Annotated in this window: 13 protein-coding genes; 10 read left to right on the forward strand and 3 right to left on the reverse strand. The window is 49.0% G+C overall.

Annotation, left to right across the window (positions count from 1 at the left end; all coding sequences use genetic code 11):
- Positions 1-6 precede the first annotated feature (6 nt).
- A complete protein-coding gene (locus BZK42_RS10935; RefSeq protein ID WP_249025139.1) occupies positions 7-663 on the reverse strand; it encodes a winged helix-turn-helix transcriptional regulator in 657 nt (218 codons plus the stop codon).
- Between the two features lie 383 nt (positions 664-1,046).
- On the opposite strand from BZK42_RS10935, the gene BZK42_RS10940 reads away from it, so the two are divergent.
- The 10 genes from BZK42_RS10940 (at position 1,047) to BZK42_RS10985 (ending at position 9,931) form a co-directional block, all read left to right on the forward strand.
- On the forward strand, positions 1,047-1,679 hold the full coding sequence (locus BZK42_RS10940; protein WP_047414339.1) for a winged helix-turn-helix transcriptional regulator: 633 nt from the start codon (positions 1,047-1,049) through the stop codon (positions 1,677-1,679).
- A gap of 402 nt (positions 1,680-2,081) precedes the next feature.
- A complete protein-coding gene (locus BZK42_RS10945) occupies positions 2,082-2,612 on the forward strand; it encodes a fimbrial protein (protein WP_046276152.1) in 531 nt (176 codons plus the stop codon).
- An 88-nt stretch (positions 2,613-2,700) separates the two neighbouring features.
- A complete protein-coding gene (locus BZK42_RS10950; RefSeq protein ID WP_080859236.1) occupies positions 2,701-3,375 on the forward strand; it encodes a fimbrial biogenesis chaperone in 675 nt (224 codons plus the stop codon).
- Positions 3,376-3,434: 59 nt separating this feature from the next.
- Entirely contained in the window at positions 3,435-6,014 is a 2,580-nt protein-coding gene (locus BZK42_RS10955; protein WP_080859155.1) for a fimbria/pilus outer membrane usher protein, read from the forward strand.
- A gap of 67 nt (positions 6,015-6,081) precedes the next feature.
- Complete coding sequence (locus tag BZK42_RS10960; RefSeq protein ID WP_047357895.1) at positions 6,082-6,273, forward strand: hypothetical protein; 192 nt, start codon at positions 6,082-6,084, stop codon at positions 6,271-6,273.
- A gap of 39 nt (positions 6,274-6,312) precedes the next feature.
- The gene (locus tag BZK42_RS10965) at positions 6,313-6,849 is read left to right on the forward strand and encodes a fimbrial protein (RefSeq protein WP_080859156.1); all 537 of its coding nucleotides are present in this window, start codon (positions 6,313-6,315) and stop codon (positions 6,847-6,849) included.
- A 31-nt stretch (positions 6,850-6,880) separates the two neighbouring features.
- Positions 6,881-7,381, forward strand: a complete 501-nt coding sequence (locus BZK42_RS10970) for a fimbrial protein (protein WP_053389432.1) — start codon at positions 6,881-6,883, stop codon at positions 7,379-7,381.
- An 80-nt stretch (positions 7,382-7,461) separates the two neighbouring features.
- Positions 7,462-8,487: a fimbrial protein gene (locus tag BZK42_RS10975; RefSeq protein WP_052951267.1), complete on the forward strand. Its 1,026-nt coding sequence runs from the start codon at positions 7,462-7,464 to the stop codon at positions 8,485-8,487.
- 39 nt (positions 8,488-8,526) lie between these two features.
- Positions 8,527-9,042: a fimbrial protein gene (locus tag BZK42_RS10980; protein ID WP_052951268.1), complete on the forward strand. Its 516-nt coding sequence runs from the start codon at positions 8,527-8,529 to the stop codon at positions 9,040-9,042.
- A gap of 253 nt (positions 9,043-9,295) precedes the next feature.
- On the forward strand, positions 9,296-9,931 hold the full coding sequence (locus BZK42_RS10985) for a helix-turn-helix transcriptional regulator (RefSeq protein ID WP_080859157.1): 636 nt from the start codon (positions 9,296-9,298) through the stop codon (positions 9,929-9,931).
- Positions 9,932-9,978: 47 nt separating this feature from the next.
- On the opposite strand, the gene eno is transcribed toward BZK42_RS10985, so the two are convergent.
- Together eno and pyrG are read right to left on the reverse strand one after the other, a co-directional pair.
- The gene (gene eno / locus BZK42_RS10990; RefSeq protein ID WP_003034129.1) at positions 9,979-11,277 is read right to left on the reverse strand and encodes a phosphopyruvate hydratase; all 1,299 of its coding nucleotides are present in this window, start codon (positions 11,275-11,277) and stop codon (positions 9,979-9,981) included.
- Positions 11,278-11,364: 87 nt separating this feature from the next.
- A complete protein-coding gene (pyrG, locus tag BZK42_RS10995) occupies positions 11,365-13,002 on the reverse strand; it encodes a glutamine hydrolyzing CTP synthase (protein WP_016154233.1) in 1,638 nt (545 codons plus the stop codon).
- Positions 13,003-13,146: the final 144 nt, after the last annotated feature.

The raw sequence follows: 13,146 nt of genomic DNA on the forward strand, positions 1-13,146 counted from the left end.
GATGATTTAATATTTTGAAGGTATGTTATTTATCGCTCTGAGCAGGCCTTTTTCAGTCTCGATATAATTTCCGGTCTTCAGCTGAGCCAGTATCTTCATGATGCTGCTGCGCGACAGAAAGGTACGGCTTAAAATATAAGAAACAATGCTGACATTATTTCTCACCTCTTCTGTTTCATCCATCAGTTCATAGAGCTGATAGCATATAATCTCATAAGAAGATAATGCCGAGATCTTCGTGCAGTGATCGAACATTCTTGTCGCACTATAAATTAATAGCGCGGCTACGCCTTTCCACAGGTTACTCCTGTCGATAATCCGGTTGGCATCGTCAATAGAAAGAACGCTAATATCAGAAGTCTCATTCGTTCTAATATAGAAATAATCATGCTCCAGCAACTGCGTACTTAAGCCAAATATGTAGGGAGCTGATTCTGAGTTTAAGGCAATACCGTCGGCATGGCGATAAAGCGTAATGTTACCTTGATGAAGTAAAAAACATTTATGCTGCCCATCCACTCTAAATTTAAGTGACTGCTTATTGGCGATCGTCAGCTTATTGGCAAAAGGTGTAAGAATGCTTATCAGTTGATTGATATCAGCCAGAGGCTTTTTGTGTCTGATGCTGTAACTTATTGAGGTGGCTCTTTTTTTATTATTCACAAATAAATCCCTCCATAGGCTTATGAACATCCCCCTAACGCACTCCCCTCACATAAACGATAATTATGATAATTGTTTTAGATTTTTAAAAGTTATTTATGGGTGTAAAATTACACCCATAAATAACTTGCATAAATATCCATAATACTATTATGGGTACTGAATTCATTCTTCTTAAAAATCATCCAGTTTGATATTACAGCCATTTTAGTAAAAGGAAATAAGTAATAAAACCATAAATTATTTATCAGAATTATTTTGTTATATAAACAAAATTAAATATTACTTTGAAGATATTGATTTAAAAAGAAATAAGATTAAGATCTATCGGATAATTCTGAGTCAAATTTTAAGTGAGCGTCAATCAACATGAGGAGTATGTTATGGATACCGAACATCCGGATCGCAGTCTGAACCTCTCCGCTACCGCCGAACTGCTGGAAAGCCTGGCTCCTCTGGCGACTTTTGCTATGTATCCTCCCAACACCCGGTTATATCTTTATAATAATGGCGTTGCGTACTGCTATCTGGTACGAAGCGGCGTGTGCAACGTCTATCATCAGACGAGTGAAATTCTGCTGGGCACGCTGTATGTGCCAGGGATCATGGGTCTCAGTGGAACACTTTACGCCGAGGCGGGGATGTTTATTCAGACCCACAGTACCTCTGAGATCGCCGTTACCCGTACCGATAAGGTCAACCAGTTCGTCACCGAACACAATCTCTGGAGGCTGCTGGCCTGCCATAGCCTCAGAGTCACCTCACGACTGTATACGATAAATACCAGGCTCATGGCCACCTGTGCCTATGAAATTGTCCGCGTTCAGTTACAGGAGTTGATGAGTGAACCAGCGGAATACAGACATGATGTTTCTGCCGCGCAGTATATCCAGCAGAAAACCAGCCTTTCACGTAGCAGCATTATGAAAATCCTCGCCCAGCTTAAAAAGGGGGGCTATATCAGCATTGAAAACGGCATCCTTTTGACAATCGAGCATCTTCCGTTAAAGTACTAACCTATTGTATCAACGAAGAAAAATAACGTACTCATCTTCGATGAAATGTTTACCCTTATAATATTTTCTGGTTTTGTTAACTGGCAGTCGCTATTTTCCCAAGACTTACCCCCCCCTCTGGCATAACCCTTTTATCGCGGAAAACACACAGGGTGTAAAATTACACCCAAAAAAGTGTTGCCGGATATTTTGAAATGTACAAGAATAATCTCATACAAATTATAACGTTTGACAAACCCGTTTTAAATATAAAAGCAGGGAAATGTCATTCTTATTAATATTATCATTAGAGATCTGTGAGCCTGGAAACGGGACGATATTCTATTGATAAATTTCAAAAAGCTGCCGTTTGCCTGGCAATACATTAATACTAATAAATTGAATATACTCAAGGAATAGATCATGAAAAGCAAATTACTGCCACTGGGAGTGCTGATTTCGTCTCTGGCTGGAGTTTCAGCGATGGCAGCTGACGGAGAGGTGAATTTTAACGGCGAGATTATTGATGCTGCCTGTAAAGTCACCAATAGTCCGGCCAGTCCGCTGACGGTGACATTAGGTCAGGTCAGTAAGAGCGCCTTTACCAACGCAGGCTCTACTGCTGCACCGACCAAATTCACGTTGCAGCTCACGGATTGCCCGGTAAGCGCAACCAAGGCGGCCGTGAAGTTTGACGGCTCCCCGGTAGCAGGGAGTCCTGGCGTGCTGGCCCTGACCGCAGAAACTGGCGTGGCAGGCGGCGTGGGGATTCAATTATACGACGATGCCAATACCGCGATTCCGCTGTATAACGCATCCAAACAATACCCTCTGACGTCAGGTACCGGCGTGGTGAATAATCTGGATTTTATTGCGCGCTATATCGCCACATCGACAACAGTTACCGCAGGCAAGGCTAATTCAATGGCAAGTTTCACCATTGTTTATAATTAATAGCCCGTCATACCTGCATAACGAAATTGTTATTCGGACCGATGGATTATTGTCGGTCCGTCCTCACTCTTTTAATGAATGACTAATGATGAAACTTATTCCTCTCACCTTGCTGACTGCAATAATAATAACCTCAGGTTTAGCCCAGGCTGGCCTGATTGTGGGTGGCACCCGCTTAATTTACGATGGGAGTAAGAAAGAGTCTTCAATTAATGTGAGCAACCCGGACCAGGCACCTTATCTGGTGCAAAGCTGGGTCGAACCCGAAATTAATCGCGCAGAGAAAACGCCGTTTGTGATCACCCCGCCGTTATTTCGTCTGGACGGCGGGCAGGAAAATGTCTTGCGCGTCGTGCGGGCGGGCGGGAATCTACCGCAGGATAGGGAATCGCTGTACTGGCTGAATATTAAGAGTATCCCCTCGATAGAAAAAGATCAGGGTAAAAACCTGCTGCAGATCGCGGTCAAGACGCGCATCAAACTGATCTATCGCCCTGAAGGTTTAACAGGCTCCGCGGAAGTGTTAACCCATAAACTTTCCTGGCAGCGCCGCGGCAACCGGCTGGAGGTGAGTAACCCGACCTCATTTTATATGAATTTTCAGAGCGTTACCGTTGCAGGTAAAGAGCTGGAAGATGCCCGGTATATTGCGCCGCAGAGTAGCGCCATTTTTGAATTACCCAGCGGTGCGGGTAATAGCGTGAGCTGGAAAATTATTAATGATTACGGCGGAATCGGCGAGCTTCATCGGGCTTCATTCTGATAAATAACAGCACAGGAATCCGGCGTAAATTATTTACCCTTCAGGGAAGGACTATACAGATGGGGAGCCCAAAAAACCTGCGCAAATATCCACAAACCAATAATATCCGCAGGCTGATTTATCTTTTTTCGACACCCTTTTTACTATTAAATTTAACGACTTTTGCCTCACACGCCAGGGAATATTTTAATCCGCTGATGCTGGAAATTGACAACCCGCATCAGGAAAAGACCGATCTTAGCGTATTTGAAGAGGAAAACGGCCAGGCACCGGGCATTTACCGGGTCGATATCTCTGTCAACAACCAGTTTCAGGAAACCCGGGAAGTGGAGTTCAGCATGCAGCCCGGCCCGGACGGGAAAGCGCTTCTGTCGCCATGCCTGAGCGTGAGCCAGCTTAGCGCGATGGGAGTCAAAACCGACCTGTTCCCGGATCTGGGCGATGCCGCCGCGCCGTGTGCCAGGCTGGACGCGATCCCCCAGGCTCGCGCAGAGTTTCGCTTTAGCGCGCAGCAACTGCTGTTGAGCATTCCGCAGGCCGCCATTGTGATGAATCCACGCGATTACGTTCCTGAAACGCAGTGGGATGATGGGATCACCGCCCTGCTGCTTAATTACAGCGTGAACGGCGCCAGTACCCGGGCGCGGGATCGTAGCGGCACGGACAGTACGACCCAGTACGCCAACCTGCGTCCCGGCATGAATATCGGTCCCTGGCGGCTGCGTAATTACACAACTTTTCAGCGGGATAATAACGGTCGCGACAGCTGGGACACCGTCTATACCTATTTGTCCCGTGATATTCGCGTCCTGAAGAGCCAGCTGGTGCTGGGAGACAGTGCCTCCCCGTCCGATATTTTCGACAGCGTTCCTTTTCGCGGCGCGCAGCTGGCGTCCGACGAGGAGATGATCCCCGACAGCATGAAGGGCTATGCACCGGCGATCAAAGGCATTGCACGAACCAACGCGCAGGTGATTATCCGGCAGAACGGGTATGTTATTTATCAGAGCTATGTGGCACCGGGCGCATTTGAAATCAACGACATGTACGCCACCGGCGGCAGCGGGGATCTCTATGTGACGATTAAAGAAGATAACGGCAGCGAGCAGAATCTCGTCGTACCGTTTGCCTCACTGCCGGTGCTCCAGCGTGAACAGCGGCTGAAATATTCATTGACCAGCGGCCAGTATCGTTCGTATGACCGCAGCGTGGAAAAGACGCCGTTTAGCCAGGCGACGCTGATCTACGGCCTGCCCCGGGGTTTTACCCTCTATGGCGGCGGCCAGTTCTCGGATCACTATCAGTCGCTGGCGCTGGGCGTCGGTAAAAATCTGGGGGAAATTGGCGCGCTTTCGCTGGATGTCACCCAGGGCTGGTCGAAGATACAGAACCAGCCGAAGGAGAAAGGCCAGTCATGGCGGATCCGCTACAGCAAAAATATTGTCGAAACCGGGACTAACTTCGCCATTGCCGGTTATCGCTACTCGACCGATGGCTATTACACGCTGGCAGAAGTCATGGATACCTGGCGCGGCGGGAACACCCCGACGTTTTTCGAGCGCAGGCGTAACCGTACTGAACTGTCGCTGAGCCAGAATTTGTGGGAAAGAGCGGGCTCGCTGTCGCTTAGCCTGATAAACGAAGACTACTGGAACAGCGGCCGGACCCTGCGGTCGATGAGCGCCGGTTACAACAATAGCTGGAACGGCATCAGTTACGGGTTTAATTACAGCTATAACATTAACTCGACGTCGCGCAGCGGGGGCTCCGGCAAAGAAAAGGTCTATGAGCGCGACCAGGTGTTCTCACTGAATATCAGCATTCCACTGAATCGCTGGTTGAGTAATACCCACGCGTCGTGGAACGTCAGTAGCAGCCAGAAAGGGAGCACCAATCACACCGTGGGTCTCAATGGTACGACGCTTGAGGGCAATAACCTGAGCTGGAGCATCCAGCAGAGTTACGGCAGCCAGGGAACGGGCAACGGCGGCAATCTGAACGCCGACTATCGCGGAACTTATGCTGAAGTCACTGCGGGATATGCTTACGACAAAAACAGCCAACGGCTGAACTACGGGCTACAGGGCGGGATAGTCGCGCACGCCAGCGGCGTCACCTTCGGCCAACCGCTGGGTGAAACCATGGCGCTGGTTCAGGCACCGGGAGCCTCCGGGGTTGGCGTGAGCAATCAGAGCGGGGTGAAAACCGACTGGCGCGGCTATGCCATCGTGCCTTATACCTCGCCCTACCGTAAAAACCAGGTGCAGCTGAATACGCTGACGCTGCCCGATAACGTAGAGCTGATGCAGACCACCCGCAACGTGGTGCCGACGCGGGGAGCCGTGGTGCAGGCCAGCTTTAACGCCAGCGTGGGGCAGCGCGTGATGATGACGCTATTGCTGCAAGGTGGAATGCCGGTGCCATTTGGCGCGACGGTCAGCGATACCGCGCAGAAAAGCGCCCAGGCGTTTATCGTTGGCGATGGCGGACAGGTGTATCTGACCGGTCTGGCCGACAGCGGCGAACTAAGAGTGAAATGGGGGAAAGGCGCAGAGCAGCAGTGTCAGGTGAACTATTCCCTGGATAAAGCGCCGCCGGAAAATAGCGATATTCAGATCATTAGCGAGCGATGTCATTAAGTAAATAACTTAGCCGTTCAAAAAAATAATTTTTTATCTGATACCTGTTGCGTATTGAGGTATACCAATGAACAAAATGAAATTTCAGAAAATTATCTGGAGCGCTGCTTTTCTAATATGCAGCTCATTTTCTGCGCTTGCCGCCTGCAATATCGAACAACAAAAGGGGGGTATGGCATGGGATAATTTTCAGACGAAAGACAACGTGACCGCGGGAAGCGCTAACGCCACCGCGACACTCAATATTACTTATCAGTAGACGGCTCCGCCATCTGAGTTATAAAAAGGAGGGGACTAAATGAATATTCATAAAAGATTCATTCATCTGGCGCTGGCGGGGCTATATCTGGGAGCGGCAATAAATATTGCCGAAGCAGAACCGGTCAATATTAATATTACCGGCAAAGTCGTCGCCTCACCTTGTACCGTTGACACCACCCAATCACAGCTCAATGTTAATTTGGGTGATAATATTCAGGCCACCGCCCTGGCACAGCCTGGTAACGTCACAACATTCAAAATCTTTTATTTAATCTTAAAAGATTGTCCTTTTGGCACAACATCGGTAACGGCTGCCTTTTCCGGAACGCCAGCAGCAAACAGCCCCGGGGATTATGCCAATACCGGGACGGCAACCAATGTTAACGTACAGCTTAAAGAGAGTCTGGGTTCCGGTAACGGTAAGTTTTTAGGTCCGGGAACCACATTAAAGCGTAATGTTGCAACCGACCGCACTGTCTCCTTCCCGATAGGCGCACGCGCCATTGCTGCAGCGGCAGACGTCATGCCCGGCACGATAGTGAGCGTTTCACAAGTCACCTTCACCTATCAGTAAACCTGACTTCTCTGCTTAACGGGTGTTTATCATGCAGCAACAAATGAAATATGTTCTCCCGGCGCTTTGTCTGGCGTGCCCTGCATATGCTGCGGAGATCAATATCGGTGGTCATGTTGTGGCTTCTCCCTGCGTGGTCGATATCGCCTCGCAAAACCAGAGCGTTAATTTCGGCCAACTCCGCTTAAATGAAATGCGCGCCGACGGAAATGCGTCCGCGTGGAAATCCTTCGAGGTGAGGCTTTTCAAATGCCCGGCAGGAACGACATCGGTGGACGTGACGTTCAACGGACAGCCGGCCGTAGAAGATCCCACGCTGTATGCCAGTACGGGGACCGCCGCCAACGCCGCCGTGCAAATGGCCCAGGACACAAACAAGGCGCAGGTGCAGGGAAACGGCAGCAGCATGAACGTCCTGGTTGACGCTCAGCGCAAGGCGACCTTTTTACTGGCTGGTCGGGTGATTGTCTCTGACACTACCCTCCCCGGTACGTTTAATTCCCTGGTACAAATGAATTTTACTTACCGATAAACAAAACCACCCTGCTTAGAGCCAGGCTCTGAATGGGTTGCTGAGAATAGTCACCTGAAATAGCGGCGAGGGTATGCGTTATGTTACAGATACAGAAGAATCATATATTCGTCCTGGTACTTGGGTTAACCGGTGCGTTTACTGCCTCTGTTGAAGCGGCCAGCTGTGTAAATTCCGGCGGGTATTATACGTTCTCAGGAGCGTTAAATTATCAACGTGACGACGCCACCATGAATGTTTTCAGTAATAAATTTGGATCTATTGGCAGCGAAGTATGGGGGCTGGGTTGCTTCGGGGATCCTGACGCCGACAGAGATGTGTACTTGCGTTTACAGGTTAATTCAGCCCCCGTTGCAGGTTATACCGATGTCTATCCCACGAATGTTGACGGAATTGGCGTTCGTTATAATTTTGCCCTGAATACAGGCTCATTGTCTTTTTGCCCGGTGCAATTTGACGATCATATTTCAAACTCAACCCGGACTTATACCTGCCATATACTTAAAAAGGACACGCAGGGTTTATCCATGGGTGCATCATTGCAATTTGTGAAAACCAGGCCCAATGTCTCCTCAGGAGCAATAACGACAATACCGTCTGTAACCTCAAGCTATTCGTTAAATAATCAAAGCGGACAGTGGGATTTAAATCCCATCTGGTCAGGTGCGGGGTCAGTGGTGGTGACGGTCCAGGCATGCGCAATAAATAACGCGAGTATCGCTGTCCCCCTGGATCCGGTATTAGCGGATAGTTTTAGCGGTGCAGGATCCACCAAAGGCGATCGGACTTTCACAATAGACCTTAACTGTGATGCGGGCACCCGGATTAACGCATCGTTAAGCGGGACGCAAAGTACTGAAACCGCCAATGACAGTATCCTGGCATTATCAGGAGCTGGGATGTCAGGGGTTGCGAGCGGAATCGGGATCCAGCTGCTTTATGGGGGCGCGCCCCTGAAGCTGAATAACAACATCGTGCTGAAAACCTCAGCAGGCGGGCAGGAATTCCCTCCGGGAGCCTTCACCGCACGCTATTTTCAGACGAAAGACAACGTGACCGCAGGCAGCGCTAACGCCACTGCGACGCTCAATATTACTTATCAGTAGGCGACTCGGCCATCAGAATTATACAAGGAGAGGCATAAAATGAATATTCAAAAAAGATTCATTCATCTGGCGCTGGCGGGGCTGTATCTGGGAGCGACAATCCATATTGCCGGGGCCGAACCGGTCAATATTAATATTACCGGGAAAGTTATTGCGTCCCCGTGTGTCGTAGCCAGTGGCAGCAATATCAATGTTAATTTGGGAGACATCCCGGCTGCAGATATTGCAGCGGCAGGTACAACCTCTACCCCGGTAAATTTTACCATTAACCTTGCCAGTTGCCCGGTGGGAACCACCAGCGTGGTCGTGACATTTACCGGAACGGAAGATCCCGACTTTCCGGTACGCTATAAAAATACCGGAACGGCGAACGTTGCGATAGAACTGATCCAGGTCAGCACCGGTTACCTGAAAGGAAATAATACGAATATTACTCAATCAGTCCTGGCCGATCGTACCGTTACATACAATTTACGTGCCCGGGCCTATTCCAAAGGCAATGTGATGCCGGGGACGATCGCTGGTATCGTTCAGGCCAACTTTACTTACAATTAAGTTACTATTTTGCAATTCACAATGACTTATCAGTAAACCGAACTATTTCTGTGTAAAGGATATTTATCATGGTGCAACAAATGAATTATTCTATCCTGGCGCTTTGTCCCCTGTATCCAGCGATCTTTTTACTGACTGGTATCTGCCCCCTTCCCAATACGTTTAATTCTTTGGTGCAAATGAATTTGAATTACTAAAAAAACCACCCTAATTATTATTAATAAATGCCTCTACTGGCTCTGGTATATTTAATATGAAAATACTCATACAGGACCCTTACGAATTTTATCGCGAAGGATTGAAACATTTTTTTATAGAGATATTCCTTGGAAGAACCGCCAATAAAATTGACTTTTTAACATCCTACTCCCAACAAAACTTTGATAAGGCAGATATCGTCGTTATTTCTCTGGCTCCGGGAGAGCATCTCATGTGTTTTCCTGAACTACAGAACAGGACAACAGGCATTATTATTGGCTTAACTGATGAGGTGATTGACTCCCCTTCCGATCTGCCCTTTTGCATTGCCCGGATCATTTTTATTCACCGACAGGACTCACTGTCGATAGTCAAAAAGAAAGTATTAACCGCCTGGCGGGAATCAAGAAAAAAGCAAAGACAGCCTGGGAAAACATTATGTCTTCATTGTCCACATAAAGTCCTGACCAGGCAGCAAAGGCGTATTATGTCCTTTATCTATCAGGGGATAACGACATCTGAGATTGCCAGCAACATGTCAATCTCAGAGAAAACGCTCTATGTGCATAAATACATCATCCGAAAAAAGTTTAATCTGCGAAAGAATCATGCGCTATTTTGCTTCCTTCAGAAACTTGCCGGTAAAAACAGCCAGCAGATTTATCTGCATCAAATTCCGCTGAACGCATAAAAAAACCCGCCGCAGCGGGTTTTTACGTTAAGAGTTAAAGAACAGGATTACGCCTGACCTTTGATCTCTTTACGACCGTTGTACGGTGCTTGTTCACCCAGAGCTTCTTCGATACGAATCAGCTGGTTGTACTTAGCAACGCGGTCAGAACGGCTCATAGAACCGGTTTTGATCTGGCCTGCAGCGGTACCAACAGCCAGGTCAGCGATGGTAGCGTCTTCAGTTTCGCCAGAACGGTGAGAGATGACAGCGGTGTAGCCAGCGTCTTTCGCCATTTTGATCGCAGCCAGAGTTTCGGTCAGAGAACCGATCTGGTTGAATTTGATCAGGATGGAGTTAACGATGCCTTTTTCGATGCCTTCTTTCAGGATCTTGGTGTTGGTTACGAACAGATCGTCACCAACCAGCTGGATTTTGTCGCCCAGAACTTTAGTCTGGTATGCGAAACCGTCCCAGTCAGACTCGTCCAGACCATCTTCGATGGACACGATCGGGTACTGTTTGGTCAGTTCTTCCAGGAAGTGGGTGAATTCTTCGGAGGTGAATGCTTTGTTGCCTTCGCCAGCCAGAACGTATTTACCGTCTTTGTAGAATTCAGAAGCTGCACAGTCCATCGCCAGGGTGATGTCTTTGCCCAGCTCGTAGCCAGCTGCTTTAACCGCTTCAGCGATTACAGCCAGAGCTTCAGCGTTGGAACCCAGGTTCGGCGCGTAGCCGCCTTCGTCACCCACTGCAGTGTTCATACCTTTAGCTTTCAGAACTTTAGCCAGGTTGTGGAACACTTCAGAACCCATACGTACGGCTTCTTTCAGGGTTTTAGCGCCAACCGGCTGAATCATGAACTCCTGGATGTCAACGTTGTTGTCAGCGTGCTCACCACCGTTGATGATGTTCATCATCGGAACCGGCATGGAGTATTTGCCCGGAGTACCGTTCAGTTCAGCGATGTGTGCATACAGCGGCAGGCCTTTAGCAGCAGCTGCTGCTTTGGCGTTCGCCAGGGACACAGCCAGGATGGCGTTTGCACCGAAGTTGGATTTGTTTTCAGTACCGTCCAGATCGATCATGATCTTGTCGATGCCAGCCTGATCTTTAGCATCTTTACCCAGCAGAGCCTGAGCAATTGGGCCGTTAACAGCTGCAACAGCTTTCAGTACGCCTTTACCCATGAAACGGGATTTGTCGCCGTCGCGCAGTTCCAGTGCTTCGCGGGAACCAGTAGAAGCACCTGACGGAGCTGCTGCCATACCAACGAAACCACCTTCCAGGTGTACTTCGGCTTCAACAGTCGGGTTACCACGGGAGTCGATGATTTCACGACCGATGATTTTAACGATTTTGGACATTAGATTTTCCTCAGTACAAGTTAAACTAAAACTCCAGACAAACAATGCACCCGGATGGGTGCATTGCCGTTCTAACTTTTTTACTTCTTACTTCGCCTGACGCTTCTGATGTTCACTGGCGGCTTTCACAAAGCCGGCAAACAGCGGGTGCCCATCACGTGGCGTGGAAGTAAATTCCGGGTGGAACTGACAGGCCACGAACCACGGATGATTCGGTACCTCAATGATCTCGACCAACTGATCATCACCGGAACGGCCTGCAATACGCAGACCCGCAGCTTCAATCTGTTTCAACAGCATATTGTTGACTTCGTAACGGTGGCGATGGCGTTCAACAATTGTCGGCGCGCCGTACAGCTGACGAACCAGGCTATCGTCGCTCAACTGACACTGCTGGGCGCCAAGGCGCATTGTGCCGCCCAGATCGCTCTTCTCGGTACGGACTTCAACGTTGCCGTCTTCATCGCGCCATTCGGTAATCAGGGCCACCACCGGGTACTTACAGTCTGGCACAAATTCCGTGGAGTTGGCGTTATCCATACCCACTACGTTACGTGCAAACTCAATCAACGCAACCTGCATACCCAGGCAAATACCCAGATAAGGAACATTGTTTTCACGCGCAAAGCGCGCTGTCGCGATCTTACCTTCAACACCACGGTAGCCGAAGCCGCCAGGGATCAGGATTGCATCAAGACCTTTCAGGATCTCAACGCCGCGCGTTTCGACATCTTGCGAATCGATCAGCTTAATGTTGACGGTGACACGATTCTTCAGACCACCGTGCTTCAATGCTTCGATAACTGACTTATAGGCATCCGGCAGTTCAATATACTTGCCGACCATACCGATAGTCACTTCGCCTGCCGGATTCGCTTCTTCGTAGATAACCTGTTCCCATTCTGACAGATTAGCTTCCGGACAGTTCAAGCTGAATCGTTTACAAATATAATCGTCAAGGCCCTGGGATTTCAACAGGCCTGGAATTTTATAGATGGAATCGACATCTTTCATTGAAATAACGGCTTTTTCTGGCACGTTACAGAACAATGCAATTTTTGCACGTTCGTTGGCCGGAACCGCGCGATCGGAACGACAGATCAGAATGTCAGGCTGGATACCGATAGACAGCAACTCTTTTACCGAGTGCTGAGTCGGTTTAGTTTTGACTTCACCGGCAGCGGCCAGGTAAGGAACCAGAGTCAGGTGCATGAACAGCGCGTGTTCACGACCAATATCTACCGCTAATTGGCGAATCGCTTCCAGGAATGGCAGGGATTCGATATCACCGACCGTACCGCCGATTTCAACCAGAACGACGTCATGACCTTCACCACCGGCAAGGACACGCTCTTTAATGGCGTTGGTGATGTGCGGGATAACCTGTACGGTTGCACCCAGATAGTCGCCACGGCGCTCTTTGCGCAGGACATCGGAGTAAATTCGACCGGTAGTGAAGTTATTGCGGCGAGTCATTTTGGTACGAATGAAACGCTCATAGTGACCCAGGTCCAGGTCGGTTTCAGCGCCGTCTTCAGTAACGAACACTTCCCCGTGTTGGATTGGACTCATAGTACCTGGATCGACGTTGATGTACGGATCCAGTTTCATCATGGTCACGTTGAGGCCACGAGCCTCAAGAATGGCTGCCAGGGAGGCTGCGGCAATGCCTTTACCCAGAGAGGATACGACCCCGCCGGTCACAAAAATATAGTTCGTTGTCATGCTGGACCTGAGAAGTTAGGGTGAAACGATGGAATTACCAAGACGGGAAAGTAGTATACCCGAACATGACGAGCGCCACAAACTTTCATTATTCCTCCTCTTCACCAGGCTCACATAAACATCGGGAGTGAGAAAATAGCCCCT

This window comes from Citrobacter braakii, from assembly GCF_002075345.1.
GTDB lineage: Bacteria > Pseudomonadota > Gammaproteobacteria > Enterobacterales > Enterobacteriaceae > Citrobacter > Citrobacter braakii.